Genomic DNA, 16,323 nt, shown 5'->3' on the forward strand with positions numbered 1-16,323 from the left:
AGTGGGCCGCAGCGTATCAGGCTGCAATAAGCCCGAATATAAAGCTGCAACCCATCCTGCCACAGTCGTAGCACGCGAAAACCGTCGCAAACGGGAGGCGTTCATATAAGGACAGATGGAATGTGCTCGCGGGACCCATCCGTCCGCCGCTCACCAATTCTACGACCTCGCAATATAAGCAGTACTTCGTATATCTATCACGCTCGCTCTTTGAGTTTTATCGCGACAGAGCCGTCCCGCCTACATACCTGACTCAGTTGAAGCACGGTGAGCGTGGGCCGAAGTCATGCGCAACAGTCTAGGCCACAGATTCCTGAGGCACCCGAATGTCGTCGACGTCCTCAAGAAATTGCCGTTAGCCCGAACGAAGGACGTCCACAGGTTTCACCGGCGCATTTCTCTGCTTTTGGAAGGACGCGACCGCTATGCCTCTACTAGGCGGCCCGCCTACTCTGGTTCACTGATTCGACGCCGCTCAAAACAGCGTTTCGGATGAGCCTTAACAGATACTTAAGAACCGTCAAAAATTCAAAAAATTAACTTCTCAAGTCTTACATGCTGGGGCCGATAGGCAGACGCAGTACTAATGTTTTCTATCGGGAGATTAAGATGTCCATTCAGGCAGTCGGTCAAGGTGCGGTACAGGGGTCGGGCTCGTCCGTCATATCAAATTCGGGTTCTGCGTCGACGACGCCGGTATCGCGCACCGGCACGACCGGTTCGTCGTCTACAGAATCGAGCACCAGCGCCTCTTCGTCGTCGTATACGGTCAACATCAGCAGCGCCGCTCGCGCATTGATGGCAGAAGCCAGCGAAACCTCAGTACAAACTGCGCAGGAAGCTGGAAAGGGCGATCAGCAGGCGCGGCGCCTGCTCGCGAAGGAGGCCAGTGCCAAGGCGGCTTGAGTACGCCTCGGGCGGTCGAGTTTGAAGGAATCACCGCCGAGCGGAAACGCCGGCGGGTTTTCCATCTGAGGCGTGCGGTGTTGGACGACTGACCGCCTGCGTTACTCGCGCCACTTTCGGCCCCATTCAGCATCTGGTTTATCAATCGTATTGGTCGTTTTCGGATAACGGGCTCGCTTATCGCGACACAGCCGGGGCAAGACCATCGGACGGATTCGGCAGACGGTCTATCGCGGCATCGAGCGCGTCGACCAGCACTTCGAGCTGACGATGGTTGCGAGCAATCTGACCCGCATGGCCCGAATGCCAGGTGTGGTGCGGCAAGGAGCGACGCGATGAGCCGCCACAGCACGAAGACTGTGTGCCAGAAGGGCTGCATGCGAGCGCATGCCCCGCGCAGATCGCGCGGCGAACCGGTAATTCAGCGGGAAATTGCGTGCGCAAGTCTCCTGAACATAGCTTCGGTCGTCATCACCGGGCGCTTTTCAACAGCCTGCTAGATCACCCGTCGCGCCGTTGGTGCCTGTTGTGGTCACGTCCACTGAAGTGCCCGCGTTAAGACTGTGCTGCAACACATGCGCGGCGACATCATCGATCGTGAAAGCAGGCGACGAGAGATTCCATTGCCCTGCATGAACCGCTGCGTGCCTGCCGAACGCCAGTTGTGCCGCTTGCGTAGCAACGGTTCCACCGCTGCCGTCTGCGTTGCTCGCGGCCGTCTTGCCGAACTGGTCAACTCGCCCGTTCTCGGCCACGAGCCACACGTGGCCATCACGATTCGCCGTGCCCGTCGCGCGGATCGCATTGTGCTTGACCGCCAACGCATAGACGTTGGCGTCGGCGGCCTGCAGGCTGACCTGTGTGGCCAATATCGGCCCTTTGTTGACGACCGTGCTCTGACTGTCCATCTGTACGAAGACCCAAACTAGTGCGAATAGCCTTGGGCGCAGGTTATCCAGCTAATTTGTCGACACGTCGCTCTCACACCGGTTTATATCTGTTGGCATATTCGCCTAATCATGGCAAAACGGTTTCACTGAGATGATTCCTGTTTGATATACGCCTGAACCACTACCAAAGTGGTGGAAGCGCCAATACCTCACCAGTTTGCGCCGGTCCTTTGATATCGGTGCAGTGAAGCATATACAAATCTCTTGAGGAACTCGTTTCCTGGTCGCGTGCTGGTCGACTTTGTCCTGTGATTGCGCCGCGACAACAGTGGCCCGTTTCACAATTGTCTGCTTATTTCGGTTCCTGGCGATACTGGTAGACCTAGACGCCCGGCACTTCAAGTCGGCCTGGTTTGCTCCTACAACATCGTTCGTGGTTAGTTAGTTTCTTCGCGAAACAAGGGTTTTTATCTCCAGGAGCATTGTCTATGTCCGCACCGAGAATCAGCGTTCTGCTCCCTATCTACAAGGTCGAGGACTATATCGAGGACTGTCTCGACTCGCTGCTGTCACAATCCTGCACCGATTTCGAAATCATCGCCGTCGACGACGGCAGCCCCGATCGCTCCGGTCAAATCGCCGGCCGCGTTCTCGCGCAACAGGATCGCATTCCCTGGAAGCTAGTCAGAAACATCGACAACAAAGGGCTCGCTGAAACGCGAAAAATCGCCGCATCGGAAGCGCGCGGCGACTACGTGCTCTGCGTTGACAGCGACGACCACGTCCATCGCGATCTCATTCGCACCGTGCTGCGCGAAGCCGACCAGCACGACGCCGATGTTGTCATTTTCGCCGCCGAGCGCATCAGTCCCGATGGCACCGCATCCGCTCGAATCGACTCTGGCGACGGCATCATCACCGGCGTGGAAGCCGTCCAGAAAATCCTCGAACTCAAGCTGCCAGCCTTTTGCTGGAACAAGCTTGTGCGGCGCTCCATCTTCGTCGCAGCCGAGCATCCGTGCGGTCTCATCTTCGAAGACGTTTGCGTGTCGGTGCAAACGCTCGCCAACTCGAAAGTGGTGCGCCTCATTCCGGACAAGCTCTATTCATACATGGTCCGTGAATCAGGAATTTCGAGACGCTTCAACCCACAGGTTGTCGACCTTTTTGCCATCATGGACCGCGTGGAAAAAAGTACCGCGTCCCTCCCGATTACCGACTACAAGCGCCTCTTCTTCCGGCTCAAATACAGCTGGGCATTCCGCGCGATCGCGTTTCAGACCGCGATCGCCGCGCCGACCTACCACCTCGCGAGCCCCATTCTGCAAAGCGTATCGGAGAAACTGCACGTGAAGCACCTGCTCGGCATGTTTGCCGATCGGCATCTGAAGCTTTTCATCGTCATGACCATGCTCAAGATCCATCCGTGGATCTTTTATTGCGTCGTGAGACGCTTTAACCGCCGCTGACACAGCAAATGAGCCATCCGGCCCGTCATTTAACGCCGAACGCGCCCATTGGGACCGCGGCGGCACGAATCGGCGAGCGGAAAAGAAAGCGGACTCCGTTTGCGCACCGCGCACACCGACTGACGGACTCGCAGGGAAATGGTCGCGTCCAATCCATGATAAGTCGAGTCAACACATTGAATTCACGCCGTTTTTTCGCGCGTAGCCTGTCATTCCTTTCGAGGGCAGTGGCCCGAGCGATTCGCGAAAGCCGTTTGCCGCACCAATTCGTCATAGTGCATTACGGACAAACTGACGACCGCTCGCCTTGACGGCGGCCAACGTTCTGTCCAAAACGGCACGAGGATAGACTGATGAATTGTTACATCAATTTTGAGCGGTACAGCGGCGCAAGAATAGCTGGGACAGCGTTTGACCTTTTGATCATCGGGGCGGGTGTTGCCGGACTGATTACGGCTCGCGAGCTATCGGGCCAAGGCCTGCGCTTGCTGATCGTCGAAAGTGACAATTTGGAAGAAACAGCCGAGCATGAAACAGGTGATGCGGTAGAAGTTCAAGATGACAACCGGGTATTCGGCGGCTTCGCAATGGCGCGCGCGGGCCAGTTTGCGCAATTCGACCCTATCGACTTCGCTCAGCGGGAATGGGTGCCCAATTCAGGGTGGCCGTTGAATATGGACCCCCTGACATATTACTGCACGGGTGCAGCGCGGCGCCTTGACCGGGGGCCATTACTGTCCGGCAACCGGATTGGGATGAGCGCCGAAAGCAGCACCATGCGTGAATATGCTCGGAGCAAGCGGGAGGGAGAAGACATACTTTCAAAGTATACACAGCATATGCATGTCGACGTTTATAGGATTGCGCTGGTACAACGCCCGAGCTATCTTGAACAAGCCATCGGATGGGGGGCGCCGAACGAATTGTGAGGATGTATCCGAATTGTCATTACATTTCCGTTCATAACGTTGCGAGGGCTGTCATCCATTTATTGCAGATTTCACTTTATGGCAGTAGCGCGACCGGAATCGATGCGTTCAACATTGCGGACACAGCATCACCCACCTACAAGGAGGTCTATGATCGTATTCGCCGTCAACCGCTCTTTTATGTGCCACTCGTTTTTGATCTGATCAAAGGGTTCGCGCTGGGTAAGTGCATCTCTCCACGTCTTCCAATGGGTCTTTGCCGCCTCGACAACTGGAAACTCCGCTCGACTGGATTTGAGTTCGAAAGTGATATGGATGGTTCGCTCGGCGACACGTCGCCGAGCGACGGCAGCAAGAACCCGCCCGCTTGCATGAGGTGACTTAATAATAGCGCTTAGGGCCGGCGGCTTACTGTCCAGGACGAAGGCTTACCTAAACCGGTGTCGCGGTGAAGGGGGGTACGCCCGTAGGGCGGCAGACTGGAGGTACTTGATGAAAGTTCGATACAGCGAATATCTCGCGAACCGCGATGAACTATTTTTCTCTGTCGTCATTGCCAACTACAATTACGGGCGTTTTGTTCGGCAGGCCATTGATAGCGCTCTAGCACAGGATTGGCCCAACATGGAAGTCATCGTCGTGGACGACGGCTCGACCGACGACTCCGCGGAGGTGATTCGTTCATTTGGCGAAAAAATTACGGCCATCTTCAAAGAGAACGGTGGCCAGCGGGAAGCGAACAACGTGGGCTTCGATCGGAGCGCGGGCGACGTCGTGATCTTCCTTGATGCGGACGACGTGCTGGTGCCAGGCGCGCTGCGCTCGATCGCCTCAGTTTGGCGAACCGGCCTCAGTAAGGTACAGGTATTGATGGAGCGAGTCGACGCGCAGGGGCGTCCCATACAAAGTATTATTCCGAAGATTCGAAATGTGATACCGAATGTCCCACCGGGACTGTCGTCGGAGTCGATTCGTCACTGGGCCTATAGGATTTCGGAGTATCCGACGCCGCCGGGCTCGGGAAACGCGTGGGCACGCAGCTTCCTCGAAAGAATCTTTCCCCTGGACGCGAGTTGCGATTCATTCACGGATTCTACTTGCATCGCCATGGCCCCCTTCTTGGGCGACGTCGAGACAATTGCCGCACCCTTGGTGCTTTATCGCATGCACGGTGCGAACGATAGCGCTATGAATGCGAACACGAGCAATTTCGGGCGCGAGATCACACGTGCACTAAAGCGTCACAATGCCGCATGCAGGGCCTGCAGGATGACCGGATTACCGCCACCGCCGCTTAGCACGCTGTTTTCAGCGCCTCATCTGCTTCAACTGCGGGTTGCCTCGTTGCGGCTGACCCCGGAACAGCATCCACTACCCGGCGACAGCCGGGTCCGCGCGCTCCGCGACGCATTGGCGATTCCCTTTCGCCCAAGTTTTGAGCGTCCCGGCTTTCGGTTCCTGATTGCGGGATGGAGCATCGCCACCTTGCTCGCACCCAAGAACATTGCAAGCACGCTCATCCGACGCCGCTTTACCTGAACGGATCTTGGGCCCATTAGATCGCAGTCTGCTTTTCTGTGTGAGTCATAATGAAAGAAATGACCATTGTGATCGGCAACTACAACTACGAACAGTTTCTCGCCGAGGCGATCGATTCGGCCCTCGCGCAGAAGTACATGCACACTCGCATTATGGTCATCGACGACGGATCGGCCGACGGCTCTCGCGCAGTCATGGAAGCCTATGGATCGCGCGTGACATCTATTTTCAAGGACAACGGCGGACAGGTGTCGGCCTACAACTTGGGGCTTAATCTCGTCAAGTCAGACTACGTGCTGTTCCAGGACGCCGACGATGTGCTATATCCGGGTGCGGTGACGGAAGTGATGCAGCGTTTCAACAGGGAGAATCTCGCCAAGGTTCAGTTCCCGCTGGACATCATTGACCAGACGGGTCGCCGAAACTATCTGTTCGCTGGAGCAGACTCCGGCGGCGAACATGCTGCTGCCATCTACAGCCTCGTTGGCACTGCAAGACTCAACGGCATCGATCCTGAGGCCTATCTGCGCTACGCGCTCGCACGCATCGCAGAGCACGCGATCAACCGCATCGACGAACTCACACCGTGGGCCGTCGCCGATCGGCTACGCGCCGAAGCCTGAAGATCACGGTCCTCCAGTCAAGACGTCACTGACGCAGCGCTTACCCGTTGTCCACGTGAAGTTAGATAGATTCTTTGAGCTCGCCGGGAAAGCATTCCCCGTGAACCCTCCTCAATTGCCCGTTGTCTGCAGCTGCAGTTCGGGCAACGCTCGTCGTACATACGCCAAAATTGTCAGCGGGAAGCGCACTATCCGCCTTGCGTTTTGGTCTCTCCGCGACGCACCCGCTTTTAGTGCTCACTGGAATGTAAGCGATTCTGAAACGGCCGCTTTCTATAAGTGGAGGCACATAGCACCGTTGTAAGCGCCTGGTGATGGTATCTTGAACCGACGCAGCAGCCTTGGGAGCATCGTGTCCACTAACGAATAGGTGGACAAGTGAACACTATTGACCAGGATGCCCCCTTGGGTCGCCGCAAACGGCGGCGGTACACGAATGAATTCAAAGCGGAAGTAGGGGCAGCCTGCCTGGGACCTGGCGTGTCGGTTGCCGCGATCGCGTTGATGCATAAACTCAATGCAAACCTGCTGCGGCGTTGGTTGGAGAGAGCCGAGAGCGGCGCAACGACGACGGGCAGCGACATCGTGGCAATGAAGCCAGCAGCGGCGGCGCCCATACCACCTGCTTTGGTGCCACTTCAGCTAAGCGACGCAGATCATGGTTCTGGTGCAAACAGTGAATGTGATCGGTTAGAGTGCTGCTTCCTCGATCTCCTGATTCGATAATGAGCAAGCTTAAAAACATGGGCGATCTGTTCTCAGGCCGTCACTTCAACCGCGATGTAATCATTCAGTGCGTGCGCTGGTATCTACGCTACAAGCTCAGCCTGCGTGATCTCGTCGAGATGATGGCCGAGCGCGGCCTGTCGCTCGCCCACACAACGATCCTGCGTTGGGTGAAGCGTTACACGCCGGAGTTTGTCAAGCGCTGGAACCGTTTCGGCACGCCTGCGGGAACGTCGTGGCGCGTCGACGAAACGTACCTGAGAGTCCGCGGTAAATGGGTCTATCTTTATTGGGCAGTAGATCGGGCGGGTCAGACGGTTGACTTCCTGCTCAGGGGGAAACGCGACATGAACGCGTCCAAAGCCTTTTTCAACAAGGCAATCAAACATCAGGGGCGGCCGCCGCAAACCATTACACTCGATGGCTATGCCGCCTCACGCCGTGCTGTGCGCGAGATGAAGGCCGACGGCCTGATGCCAGAGGGCACGAAGGTTCGATCTTCGAAATATCTCAACAATCTGATCGAACAGGACCATCGCCACATCAAGTCCCGGACCAATGCCATGTTCGGCTCCAAGCGTTTCAGGAACGCCGCGATCACTATGGCCGGCAGCATGCATTAGCAAAGGCCAATTCAATCTCGCAAAGCTCGGCCTCAAAGATGCCACTGTACCCACCGTATGGAATGCGGTCCTGTCTTATCGATAAGGCATCCTTTTTATCGAGACCTTCTCGTCCAGACAGCCTATTTGCACCACAACCGTTCAGCCTTTGCAATATGCGTGGCTGTGATTTGACGTTTGTGTTCCCGCAACTCACACGCCGCGACCTGCGCCGAGACAGGTCCTGTCAATTCCCTGTGGCCAGGCGTTTTGACACGCTCTGGGCCATCAACCTACATTCCTATCGCGCTGCACGTTCTCCTTCGAGTGACTCATGTTCGCGCGGAACGAGACGCTGAACGGAAGGTCAATGGTCTCTCTCGTCGCCTTCGAGCACCTTCAGCATCTCGGTAGCAGACGCGGGACACACGCCCTGGAACTGGCTGGATGCCAGCAGTGGTGGCGGCACTTCGTCGCGCGTAACGGGTGCAAAGCCCTGGCCCGAGAAATAGTGCTCAGCCGTAGTAGTCAGCAACACCACCGATCGAATCGCCCGTGTTCGGCACTCTGCCAGCAAATGGGCAACGATGGTTTTGCCGAGACCGACACCACGGGCATCCCTTGCAACAACAATCGAGCGCATGAGAGCGAAGTCGGCGTAATATTCGACGCCGCCACACGCGATGGTCCCTGATGGCCTCACTCCTACAATGAAATTCGTCAAGTGCTCAGCCACGCCGACCGTAGGCAAATCATTGGCTTCGAGTAGTGCCTCTATCGCGGCGAGGTCGGGTGCGGCTGCTGATCGAAGATGCATGATGCAGGTCCTGGTATGCCACTGAGTCTCAAAAGCCGGAGGGATTCCACATGGGCGCGAAGCATTCGGCAGGATGTGAATGGGCGGAGCGACGCCGAACGCGATCGGCGACCGGAACCGATCGCATCAAATACCCGATAGCGTTTTCGTATTCCTCAAGCGCACTCGTACCAGTCTTTCGAGCGGTTGACGATGCGCACCACGAGCAGCATGACGGGCACCTCGATCAGCACGCCCACGACCGTCGCGAGCGCGGCGCCTGAGTTGAAGCCGAAAAGGCCGATTGCGGTGGCGACCGCCAGTTCGAAGAAGTTCGACGCACCAATCAGCGCCGATGGACACGCAATGTTGTGCTTCTCGCCGACCGCGCGATTGAGCCCGTAGGCAAGCGCGGAATTGAAAAACACCTGGATCAGGATCGGCACAGCGAGCAACACGATGACGAGCGGCTGCTTCAGGATGGCCTCGCCCTGGAACGCGAAGAGCAGCATCAGCGTCGCCAGCAGCGCGGTGATGGACCAGGGGCCGATCCTTGTCATCGCGGCATCGAACGCCGCCTGCCCTCTGACGAGCAGCGCCTTGCGCAGGATCTGCGCGAGGATAACGGGAATCACAATGTAGAGCACGACGGACGTGAGCAGCGTCGCCCACGGCACCGTAATCGCAGAGATGCCGAGCAGCAGGCCGACGAGCGGCGCAAAGGCGACCACCATGATGCTGTCGTTCAGCGCAACCTGGGAGAGCGTGAACAGCGGATCGCCGCCAGTGAGCCGGCTCCAGACAAAGACCATCGCCGTGCAGGGCGCGGCGGCAAGCAGGATCAGGCCCGCGACGTAACTGTCGAGCTGCCCGGAAGGTAGCATAGGCGCGAACGCATGCTTGATGAAGATCCATGCGAGCAGAGCCATCGAGAACGGTTTGACCAGCCAGTTCACGACGAGCGTGACGCCGATGCCCCTGACGTGCTGGCGCACCTCATGCAGCGAGCCGAAATCGACCTTTACCAGCATCGGAATGATCATCACCCAGATCAGCAGGCCGACCGGCAGATTGACGTGCGCATATTCCATCCGGCCGATTGCCTGGAAGACTCCAGGCAGGACCTGCCCAAGCAGAATGCCGGCGACGATGCACAGCGCGACCCAGATGGTCAGGTATCGCTCAAAGAAACTGATGGCCGGTTTCGCGGCCGTCTTCTCCGAAGCGGCAATATTGGGAGTGTTCATGGGGTGACTCGGTGGAAAGGATTCAGCTCTGAAGGATGTCGTTCAGAGCGTGCTGTAGCTCAGCGTTATCCAGACGTTCCAGTGGCAGCGCGAGCAGTTGCAGCATGCGGTAGCCGATCGCTTCGCGCGTGAGTTCGAACGCGTGCCGCTTGCCTTCGTCACCGCCTGGCGCGTTCGACGGATCGGCGTAGCCCCAGTGAACCTTGACAGGGCTTCCCGGCCAGAACGGGCACTGCTCTGCCGCTGCGCTGTCGCAGACCGTAATGACGATGCGCATCTGCGGTGAGCCGTCCTGCGTGAATTCATCCCAGCTCTTGCTGCGATAGCCTCCCGTGTCGATACCTGCGTTCGTCAGCGCTTCAAGCGCGAACGGATTGATGCGGCCGCTCGGGGCGCTGCCCGCGCTATACGCGCGCACGTCCTTGCCGAGCTTCTCCGCCCAATGATTCAGCATGCCTTCGGAAAGCACACTGCGTGCGGAATTGTGCGTGCAGAGAATGAGTACGTTCGTGGTCATGGTGTTGTCTTTGGGCAGCGTGTTCAGCAACATGCCGAACCGGCATGTTTAACAGGGACGCCAACGGGTCTGCCGCTCGGCCCACAGCAGGACGTTGCCCCTGACGACGGGGATGCGTGCCTGCTCTCGCCATATACCGGAGCGCCGCCGAGCGTATGGAAGTGTTCCCAGGCGATACCCTGCGGATCGAGAACCCAGTGCTTGTCGCTGCGCGCATAGCAGCAGGTGGTTTCGCCCTGATCGAGCAGGGCCATGTCCGCGGCTTCAGCCCTCTTTGCGAGTTCGGCAAGCTCGGACGCGTCGTCCACCTGGAAGCCGAGGTGGTCCACACCGGCTTTCGTGCCGCGCGTTGAAATTGCAAAGTTCACGCGGGGATCGTCCAGCATCCATTTCGCGTAGTCCGCCTCGACACGCGCCGGTTCGGCGGCGAACAGCTTCGAATAGAACGCGACGCTGGCTGCGAGGTCGTCAACGTGCACGTGGATGTGAAAGCGCTTCATGGTGATTCTCCCTCAGCATTTGCATGAGTCCGGGCCAGGTTCAAGGCAAGCCTGTCCCTGGCAGCAGTTTTCGGTCAGAAAGCCAAGCACCGCGCTCATCTGGTCATAGGCGGCCCGATAGATCAGGCTGCGCCCGTCGCGCTCCTGCGTGACGAGCCCCGCGTGCATCAGTTCCTTCAGGTGAAAGGAGAGCGTCGCGTTGGGAACATCAAGCTGTTCCGCCATGGCGCCCGGCGTCAAGCCGGTTGGACCAGCGACGACCAGCATGCGAAACACACGCAGGCGAAGTTCGTGGGCCAGCGCCGCGAGGGCGCGGATAACGTCTTTATCTTCCATATTTCCAATATATTTGAAATATGGCGCGAGAGCAAGCCGCCGCGACAACGCTGACGCTGTCGACATGAGGCCAATGACGGCTATGGTTTTGAGAGCGGATCTGGTCGAGACGGTGGGTCGAAGGGCGGTTCAGGGTCGGGAGCACGCATTGACGACCGGCCGTTTTCAGGCAGCGAAAATTGCAATGGCCGCTTTCCGGCGGTGAGTTTGAAGAGCGGACCGACGCGGTCCGACCCATCTCGGTCGCTCAGACTTTCCGAAAACGGTCATTCGTCGGCTGACCGACAAGCCTAACCATGACGCTACATTTCGCCGCTGGTCAGCGTCGCTTCGATCCACGCCAGCACTGCCGATACGCGCGCGAGGTGTCGCACATCTGGATGCGTCAACGTCCAGATTTCGCGCTCGAGTAGCGCTACGCCGTCAAGGTCGACGCGTGCAAGGCCCGCCGCGCGATCGGCGATGATACATGGCAACAACGACCGCCCGAGCCCGGCTTGCACACATTGCAGAAGCGACTCCGCGTCGTTGACTGCTACGGCAGCGAAGCCGCCGCCGCGTGGGGCTGCCTCATCGATCCATTGCGCCTGGGCAAGCGCTGCCATCCCGCCTTCGTACGTCACCCACGGGAGATCCAGCGCCTCGTCCTTGCGGGCTTCCGGCGCATACACGGCATAGCGAAGCATGCCGATTCGGCGGGCAAATACGCGGTTACCTACTGCGTCACCAGGTCGCGCGAGGCGCACTGCGATGTCGGCATCGCGCCGGCTCAGATTCAGGTCGCGCGGGTCAGCAATCAGTTCGATTCGCAAGTCGGGGTGTCGCGTGAGCAACACGGACATTGCGGGAACCAGCACGCGATTGACGAGCACCGGCACGGAGGTCACTCGCACCGAGCCGCTCACCGCAGCATCGGCGTCTGCAACGACCTCGCTCAAGCCACCAATCTGCGCCTCGACCATTTTCGCACGTGCGATCACGACTTCGCCGGCTTCGGTCGGACGCATCTGGCCATTTGTCCCGCGCTCGAACAATTTCGCATGCAGTGCTGATTCAATGGCACGCACCCGCCGCGCGACGGTTGTCGGATCGGTTCTCAAGCGTCGCCCGGCTGCGGCGTAGGCGCCATCTCGGGCGACAGCGAGGACGTACTGAAGATCGTTCCAGTCGAGAGCAGGCATTTTTGCAGTTTTAACCGGCATTTTTTTGCATTGAGGCTGCAATGATGCCGCACTAAGCTAAGCGAATCCATCCCAAAGGAGATGCAACGATGCTGTTCGCCGTTTTATTTGAAGACAACGACAAATGCGCGGCTGACACGCGCAGCCGGTACATCCAGGCACACCTCGACTTTCTAGGCAGACATGCGTCAATGATCAAGGCTGCCGGGCCGCTTCGCCAGAACGAAGGCTCGGGGGCTGGTGGGCTCTGGCTGGTAGAGGCAGATACCCCGGACGCGGTCGATCGATTGGTGCGGGCTGATCCGTTCTGGCCCACTGGCTTGCGTCGATCCGTGCGCGTGTTGATCTGGAAACAGGTCTTCGCAGACGGCGCACGTATTTGAGGTTGCGTGTCGTCCGACGCGGCTCTGCGTAAAGCCATTTTCCACGCACCAGGTGGGTGCGGCGCGAACGCCAGGCCGCTAGTGCATCGATTGTGGCGAATTTAGGGGGTGACGTCGAACGACTGCTTCTGGCCGGGTTGCGGCAATGCCACCGGTAGTTCGCTCGCGGGAGACCGGCCATTGAGCAAGGGCGAACGAGCTTTTGGTTATTCAAATTGGATGGCGACCTCGACCGGCGGCTAGTGGGCCGCTATACGCCTTCGAAGGTCACGCCGATCACCTCTCGCACGGCGTCAAGGGAAGCGCCCGGCTTCAGCGCAGTCTCGAATATACTGAAATGCGTCTCGGTGGTTTCTCTTAGTCTTCGAAAACTCTGTTTGGGGCCTAGGTACCAGTTGCGACGAACGGCAAAGTAGTCCTCAAGCAAGGCGAATAAGAGCCAATGAAGCCGGAAGTTCCCCTCGACGTCCCCTTTCGCTGCTCTCTCGAGCATCTTTTCTGCCCAGATTTTTCTTACTTGTAACTCAGTGGTTGGCACATCCTCAGGTCCTGCGTCGAAAAGCGCCTTCACATCATCAAGTACCTTGTCGCCGAAGCCGTCTTTTTGAAAAAGTATTCGCCCGCCGTTGATCCTGATCCAGCCTGGATCGGCTTCGTCATTTGTTGAATGTATGAACAGATCGAGAAACACACCATTCCAACGCGAGGCAACGCGCTGGTGGTCACCGGCATCCCGAAAGGCAATTACGTCGATATCGCTCATAGCCTCCCAGTCGTCACGTGCGCGGGAGCCATAGAGGATCGCCGTATGGCATCCGTGTGTCAAACGTAAGTCTTCGGCGAGAGATTCGATCAACTCGTTGTTAGTCATTTTCTACCGACACGTGGTGATGATGCCACGATTGTCGCGGATTTGTCCGCAGCGGTCGAACGGCCGAACCTGGCCGAACCCGGAAGATCAGCCTCCTACCCGCATTCGCTTTCTTCGACACCACTGTCTTTTCAACGCGCAGGGGATACCGCCAGAAACCGATGATGTGATCATCGCAACAGCACCTGCCGCGTCGCGGGCTAGATGCGCGGAAAACGGTATTCCTCGAAAAAGTGACCGGTTCCCATGGGCAGTTGGAGCAGCCGCGCGTGATATTCGACATCCACGTTGCGCCGGACGATCAGATCACCATTGGTATCGATCTGCAAAGTCTCTTCTGTTGTCACGTGATTCGGCCCATAGTCGGACCGTGTTTCTTCACGCGCGAAAGTAAGATGCATCACACCGCTTTTGCATGTGACACGCTGCGCTTTCATGAAGCCAGTCCGATACTGGCCGATCTTGACGTCGCCGTAGAACGTAGCGACAACGTACTGGTTCTCGCTCGACGGCGTCAGGGTGGCGTAGTCGGGAGGCGTAACGATGTGATGATCGTCCGTCTTGTAACGGCCGACCATTGCTTTCCATGCATCGATGTCGTCAATAGGAAATATCAAATTGATCGGCAGTCTCGCCCCGATCTGCTGGGTCGGATCCCCGCGCACCATGCGACCTGCACCGGCGTACTGGCCGCTCAAATTGGGGCATCCAGCCAGCGATGCGTTCGCTAAAGACTGCGACTGAACGTCGACCGCCGTGTGCTGCACGCATCCTCCGACACATAGGAGTAACACGAGCGACATGGCAAGAAGCACTTGCTTCATTTGCCACCTTTGTTCGAGTATTCAATCATGGGGGTCTGGATGCGCGGGCGTTGAACCGAGGGCTCATTGTCGACGATCTACATCACTTCGTCGACCGTCCCTTTGTGGCCGCACCCCGACCGACGATGCTGTCTCGACCCTGGTGCCGTGGGGAGGTCGCAGCCCGGACCCAATATAGCCTCTCACATTTCTCTTATACGGACGTTCGGCCGGCGTGATGGCTACCTCTGCTCGAGTCGACTCTGAAGTTCACCAATGAGCCTTCCGCTTCCCCTGGGATGTAAGCGGGACTGGGCCACATCAGTCGACGCTTATTGGCAGGTCACGTCGGGCACCCCATTCAGACCAAGACCCGTCATAAACCTTGATATCAGTTACTCCGATCACCTCTGCCGCTAGAGCGGGAACACACGCCGTCACTCCGGAACCGCAGCTAAAAACGAGTCGCTTTGATGCCAAAGAAAGCCCATCGAAGATAGTTCGCAATTCGTCCGCAGAACGCATAACTCCTTGATCGAGTACCGAGTCGAAGGGCATATTTACTGCGCCAGGAATATGTCCGCCACGCAAGCCCGCTCGTGGCTCAAGAGCCGTTCCTTTGAATCGTCCCGAAGACCTCGCATCAACAATCGCATAGTCGGGGGATTGCATCGCTTCGAAAACAAATTCTGCGTCGCAAAACACTTGTGATCGAAAGTTTGCGACGAAATTGCCCGGCTGTCGGTACGCGTCAGATGCACGAGGGTAGCCGGCAGAACTGGTCGCTCGCCAAGCCGGCAAGCCGCCATCAAGCACCGCGACTTTGTCGTGGCCCATAGCCTTGAATGCCAGCCGCAGCCGAGGGCTTGCGTAAATGCCAAATTTATCGAATACGACAATCGTATGGTCGCGGTTTACGCCTAACGCCCGCGCATCCTCCGAAAACTTGCAGGGTGCCGCCAGCATGTGAGGTAAAACTTGATCCTCGTCTGCGAAATACTTGTTGAGATCAACGTATATAGAACCCGGCATTCCCTCGTCCTCAGTCGGCGGTGCTGCGCCGGCTGATAGGGCCGATGGCAGTCCTGCTTCCAGGATGATCAGGTCCGGTCGCGTCAGGTTTTTTCGCAACCAGGCAACAGAAACAAGCGGTTCCATAGTGTCGTTTAGTCCGAATTTATAGAGGTCGATTTTTCGAATGTTGCAGTAGCCTCGCGGCCATAGCGCTAATAGACCGATTGTTGACGATTACGGTCGAGGCGTCGAGTGGCCGAAATTGGCCGATTGGGTGAGGTCGCCAACGTCCGCTTTATGGTGCTCCAGTCCGCAAAACGCTGATTCGACTGACTGACCACTTTGGAGAGGGTCGTCTGACCGGCGTGGGTCGGCACGAGCCTGTCGCGTCACGCTGTGCCCGGCCAGGAAAACTCACTACACGGGCAGCGCTGGCCCACTTCACCGCGCGACTGGTTCAGTCGATTCGCCCGAGGCCTGGAGTTCCTGAGTCCGTATCCAACCCACAACCTGAAGCGTTTTGGCGATGACAAGCTGCGCATGAACAGGCCGCAGGAAGGCTGGACCCGCGATGCGCTGTCGGGCCAAGGCCGCCCGTCCTGCGGGACGGAACGGCCAGTATCTCAGCCCGGATGATGCCAGGCTATGGCGAGTCCGGGGATGGTCAGCTCGCACGGGCATGGCCGTTGCGCGCGTCCCGCTTTAGTCAACTGAAAGAACAGGAGGGTGTATGAAAATTGGCATCATTGGCGCGGGGAATATAGGGAGCGTGCTGGCGCTGCGCTGGGTCGAACATGGGCACGAGGTGCTTATCGGCAACTCGCGCGGGCCGGATACGCTCGCCGATGTCGCCCGCGAAACCGGCGCGAAACCAGCCGAACTCGCGGATGTGGTCCGCGGTGCAGCAGTGATCGTGGTCACGATTCCCGAAAAGAAGGTGCTCGATCTGCCTGCCGGCCTGTTCGACGACGTGCCGGAAACCACGGTTGTA

Annotated in this window: 18 protein-coding genes and 4 pseudogenes; 12 read left to right on the plus strand and 10 right to left on the minus strand. The window is 58.0% G+C overall.

Annotated features, from left to right (window positions below; translation table 11 throughout):
• Positions 1-609: 609 nt before the first annotated feature.
• On the plus strand, positions 610-906 hold the full coding sequence (locus tag HV770_RS37240; RefSeq protein ID WP_175166403.1) for a hypothetical protein: 297 nt from the start codon (positions 610-612) through the stop codon (positions 904-906).
• Positions 907-1,074: 168 nt separating this feature from the next.
• Positions 1,075-1,245: pseudogene (locus tag HV770_RS37245) on the plus strand (IS5/IS1182 family transposase); the annotation flags it as partial.
• 146 nt (positions 1,246-1,391) lie between these two features.
• On the opposite strand, the gene HV770_RS37250 reads toward HV770_RS37245, so the two are convergent.
• Positions 1,392-1,814, minus strand: coding sequence for a hypothetical protein (locus HV770_RS37250; RefSeq protein ID WP_484555944.1), 423 nt, complete (start codon positions 1,812-1,814; stop codon positions 1,392-1,394).
• Between the two features lie 470 nt (positions 1,815-2,284).
• On the opposite strand from HV770_RS37250, the gene HV770_RS37255 reads away from it, so the two are divergent.
• From HV770_RS37255 to HV770_RS37290, 8 genes and pseudogenes are all read left to right on the plus strand, one after another.
• On the plus strand, positions 2,285-3,265 hold the full coding sequence (locus HV770_RS37255; RefSeq protein ID WP_175166419.1) for a glycosyltransferase family 2 protein: 981 nt from the start codon (positions 2,285-2,287) through the stop codon (positions 3,263-3,265).
• 353 nt (positions 3,266-3,618) lie between these two features.
• Positions 3,619-4,194 (plus strand): FAD-dependent oxidoreductase, encoded by a 576-nt coding sequence (locus HV770_RS37260; protein ID WP_175166404.1) that lies wholly within the window; start codon positions 3,619-3,621, stop codon positions 4,192-4,194.
• A gap of 2 nt (positions 4,195-4,196) precedes the next feature.
• The gene (locus tag HV770_RS37265) at positions 4,197-4,574 is read left to right on the plus strand and encodes an NAD-dependent epimerase/dehydratase family protein (RefSeq protein ID WP_175166405.1); all 378 of its coding nucleotides are present in this window, start codon (positions 4,197-4,199) and stop codon (positions 4,572-4,574) included.
• A gap of 112 nt (positions 4,575-4,686) precedes the next feature.
• Positions 4,687-5,733, plus strand: a complete 1,047-nt coding sequence (locus HV770_RS37270; protein ID WP_175166406.1) for a glycosyltransferase family 2 protein — start codon at positions 4,687-4,689, stop codon at positions 5,731-5,733.
• 59 nt (positions 5,734-5,792) lie between these two features.
• A pseudogene (locus HV770_RS37275) lies at positions 5,793-6,143 on the plus strand (glycosyltransferase family 2 protein); the annotation flags it as partial.
• Positions 6,144-6,146: 3 nt separating this feature from the next.
• Positions 6,147-6,356: pseudogene (locus HV770_RS37280) on the plus strand (transposase domain-containing protein); the annotation flags it as partial.
• A gap of 378 nt (positions 6,357-6,734) precedes the next feature.
• Complete coding sequence (locus HV770_RS37285; RefSeq protein WP_175166407.1) at positions 6,735-7,082, plus strand: transposase; 348 nt, start codon at positions 6,735-6,737, stop codon at positions 7,080-7,082.
• Positions 7,082-7,790: pseudogene (locus tag HV770_RS37290) on the plus strand (IS6 family transposase). The gene HV770_RS37285 and the pseudogene HV770_RS37290 overlap by 1 nt, the downstream one beginning before the upstream one ends.
• A gap of 261 nt (positions 7,791-8,051) precedes the next feature.
• Here the strand turns inward: HV770_RS37290 and arsN2 are convergent.
• The 6 genes from arsN2 to HV770_RS37320 form a co-directional block, all read right to left on the minus strand.
• On the minus strand, positions 8,052-8,501 hold the full coding sequence (arsN2, locus tag HV770_RS37295; RefSeq protein ID WP_175166408.1) for an arsenic resistance N-acetyltransferase ArsN2: 450 nt from the start codon (positions 8,499-8,501) through the stop codon (positions 8,052-8,054).
• 155 nt (positions 8,502-8,656) lie between these two features.
• On the minus strand, positions 8,657-9,727 hold the full coding sequence (gene arsB, locus HV770_RS37300) for an ACR3 family arsenite efflux transporter (RefSeq protein ID WP_175166409.1): 1,071 nt from the start codon (positions 9,725-9,727) through the stop codon (positions 8,657-8,659).
• Between the two features lie 22 nt (positions 9,728-9,749).
• Positions 9,750-10,244 carry an arsenate reductase ArsC gene (locus tag HV770_RS37305; protein ID WP_175166410.1) on the minus strand — a complete coding sequence of 165 codons (495 nt, stop codon included), beginning with the start codon at positions 10,242-10,244 and terminating at the stop codon, positions 9,750-9,752.
• Between the two features lie 23 nt (positions 10,245-10,267).
• A complete protein-coding gene (locus HV770_RS37310) occupies positions 10,268-10,744 on the minus strand; it encodes an ArsI/CadI family heavy metal resistance metalloenzyme (protein ID WP_175166411.1) in 477 nt (158 codons plus the stop codon).
• A 12-nt stretch (positions 10,745-10,756) separates the two neighbouring features.
• Positions 10,757-11,080 (minus strand): ArsR/SmtB family transcription factor, encoded by a 324-nt coding sequence (locus HV770_RS37315; RefSeq protein ID WP_175166412.1) that lies wholly within the window; start codon positions 11,078-11,080, stop codon positions 10,757-10,759.
• 302 nt (positions 11,081-11,382) lie between these two features.
• On the minus strand, positions 11,383-12,282 hold the full coding sequence (locus HV770_RS37320; protein WP_175166413.1) for a LysR substrate-binding domain-containing protein: 900 nt from the start codon (positions 12,280-12,282) through the stop codon (positions 11,383-11,385).
• Between the two features lie 68 nt (positions 12,283-12,350).
• Here HV770_RS37320 and HV770_RS37325 point away from each other — a divergent pair, with 68 nt between their 5' ends.
• The gene (locus HV770_RS37325) at positions 12,351-12,644 is read left to right on the plus strand and encodes a YciI family protein (RefSeq protein WP_175166414.1); all 294 of its coding nucleotides are present in this window, start codon (positions 12,351-12,353) and stop codon (positions 12,642-12,644) included.
• A gap of 250 nt (positions 12,645-12,894) precedes the next feature.
• On the opposite strand, the gene HV770_RS37330 is transcribed toward HV770_RS37325, so the two are convergent.
• The 3 genes from HV770_RS37330 to HV770_RS37340 all read right to left on the minus strand — a co-directional run bounded on the left by HV770_RS37330 (position 12,895) and on the right by HV770_RS37340 (position 15,476).
• On the minus strand, positions 12,895-13,515 hold the full coding sequence (locus HV770_RS37330) for a nucleotidyltransferase domain-containing protein (RefSeq protein WP_175166415.1): 621 nt from the start codon (positions 13,513-13,515) through the stop codon (positions 12,895-12,897).
• A gap of 200 nt (positions 13,516-13,715) precedes the next feature.
• Entirely contained in the window at positions 13,716-14,339 is a 624-nt protein-coding gene (locus HV770_RS37335; RefSeq protein WP_175166416.1) for a hypothetical protein, read from the minus strand.
• Between the two features lie 300 nt (positions 14,340-14,639).
• Positions 14,640-15,476, minus strand: coding sequence for a sulfurtransferase (locus HV770_RS37340; RefSeq protein WP_175166417.1), 837 nt, complete (start codon positions 15,474-15,476; stop codon positions 14,640-14,642).
• A 586-nt stretch (positions 15,477-16,062) separates the two neighbouring features.
• Here HV770_RS37340 and HV770_RS37345 point away from each other — a divergent pair.
• The coding region (locus tag HV770_RS37345; RefSeq protein WP_175166418.1) for an NAD(P)-binding domain-containing protein at positions 16,063-16,323 on the plus strand (261 nt) is incomplete at its 3' end.

Origin of the sequence: Paraburkholderia fynbosensis (assembly GCF_902859935.1) — a bacterium.
Lineage (GTDB): Bacteria > Pseudomonadota > Gammaproteobacteria > Burkholderiales > Burkholderiaceae > Paraburkholderia > Paraburkholderia fynbosensis.

Coding starts and splice junctions, on each gene's coding strand:
- HV770_RS37240 (WP_175166403.1), top strand. CDS start 610: ATGTCCATTCAGGCAGTCGGTCAAGGTGCGGTACAGGGGTCGGGCTCG.
- HV770_RS37250 (WP_484555944.1), bottom strand. CDS start 1,814: ATGGACAGTCAGAGCACGGTCGTCAACAAAGGGCCGATATTGGCCACA.
- HV770_RS37255 (WP_175166419.1), top strand. CDS start 2,285: ATGTCCGCACCGAGAATCAGCGTTCTGCTCCCTATCTACAAGGTCGAG.
- HV770_RS37260 (WP_175166404.1), top strand. CDS start 3,619: ATGAATTGTTACATCAATTTTGAGCGGTACAGCGGCGCAAGAATAGCT.
- HV770_RS37265 (WP_175166405.1), top strand. CDS start 4,197: ATGTATCCGAATTGTCATTACATTTCCGTTCATAACGTTGCGAGGGCT.
- HV770_RS37270 (WP_175166406.1), top strand. CDS start 4,687: ATGAAAGTTCGATACAGCGAATATCTCGCGAACCGCGATGAACTATTT.
- arsN2 (WP_175166408.1), bottom strand. CDS start 8,501: ATGCATCTTCGATCAGCAGCCGCACCCGACCTCGCCGCGATAGAGGCA.
- arsB (WP_175166409.1), bottom strand. CDS start 9,727: ATGAACACTCCCAATATTGCCGCTTCGGAGAAGACGGCCGCGAAACCG.
- HV770_RS37305 (WP_175166410.1), bottom strand. CDS start 10,244: ATGACCACGAACGTACTCATTCTCTGCACGCACAATTCCGCACGCAGT.
- HV770_RS37310 (WP_175166411.1), bottom strand. CDS start 10,744: ATGAAGCGCTTTCACATCCACGTGCACGTTGACGACCTCGCAGCCAGC.
- HV770_RS37315 (WP_175166412.1), bottom strand. CDS start 11,080: ATGGAAGATAAAGACGTTATCCGCGCCCTCGCGGCGCTGGCCCACGAA.
- HV770_RS37320 (WP_175166413.1), bottom strand. CDS start 12,282: ATGCCGGTTAAAACTGCAAAAATGCCTGCTCTCGACTGGAACGATCTT.
- HV770_RS37325 (WP_175166414.1), top strand. CDS start 12,351: ATGCTGTTCGCCGTTTTATTTGAAGACAACGACAAATGCGCGGCTGAC.
- HV770_RS37330 (WP_175166415.1), bottom strand. CDS start 13,515: ATGACTAACAACGAGTTGATCGAATCTCTCGCCGAAGACTTACGTTTG.
- HV770_RS37335 (WP_175166416.1), bottom strand. CDS start 14,339: ATGAAGCAAGTGCTTCTTGCCATGTCGCTCGTGTTACTCCTATGTGTC.
- HV770_RS37340 (WP_175166417.1), bottom strand. CDS start 15,476: ATGGAACCGCTTGTTTCTGTTGCCTGGTTGCGAAAAAACCTGACGCGA.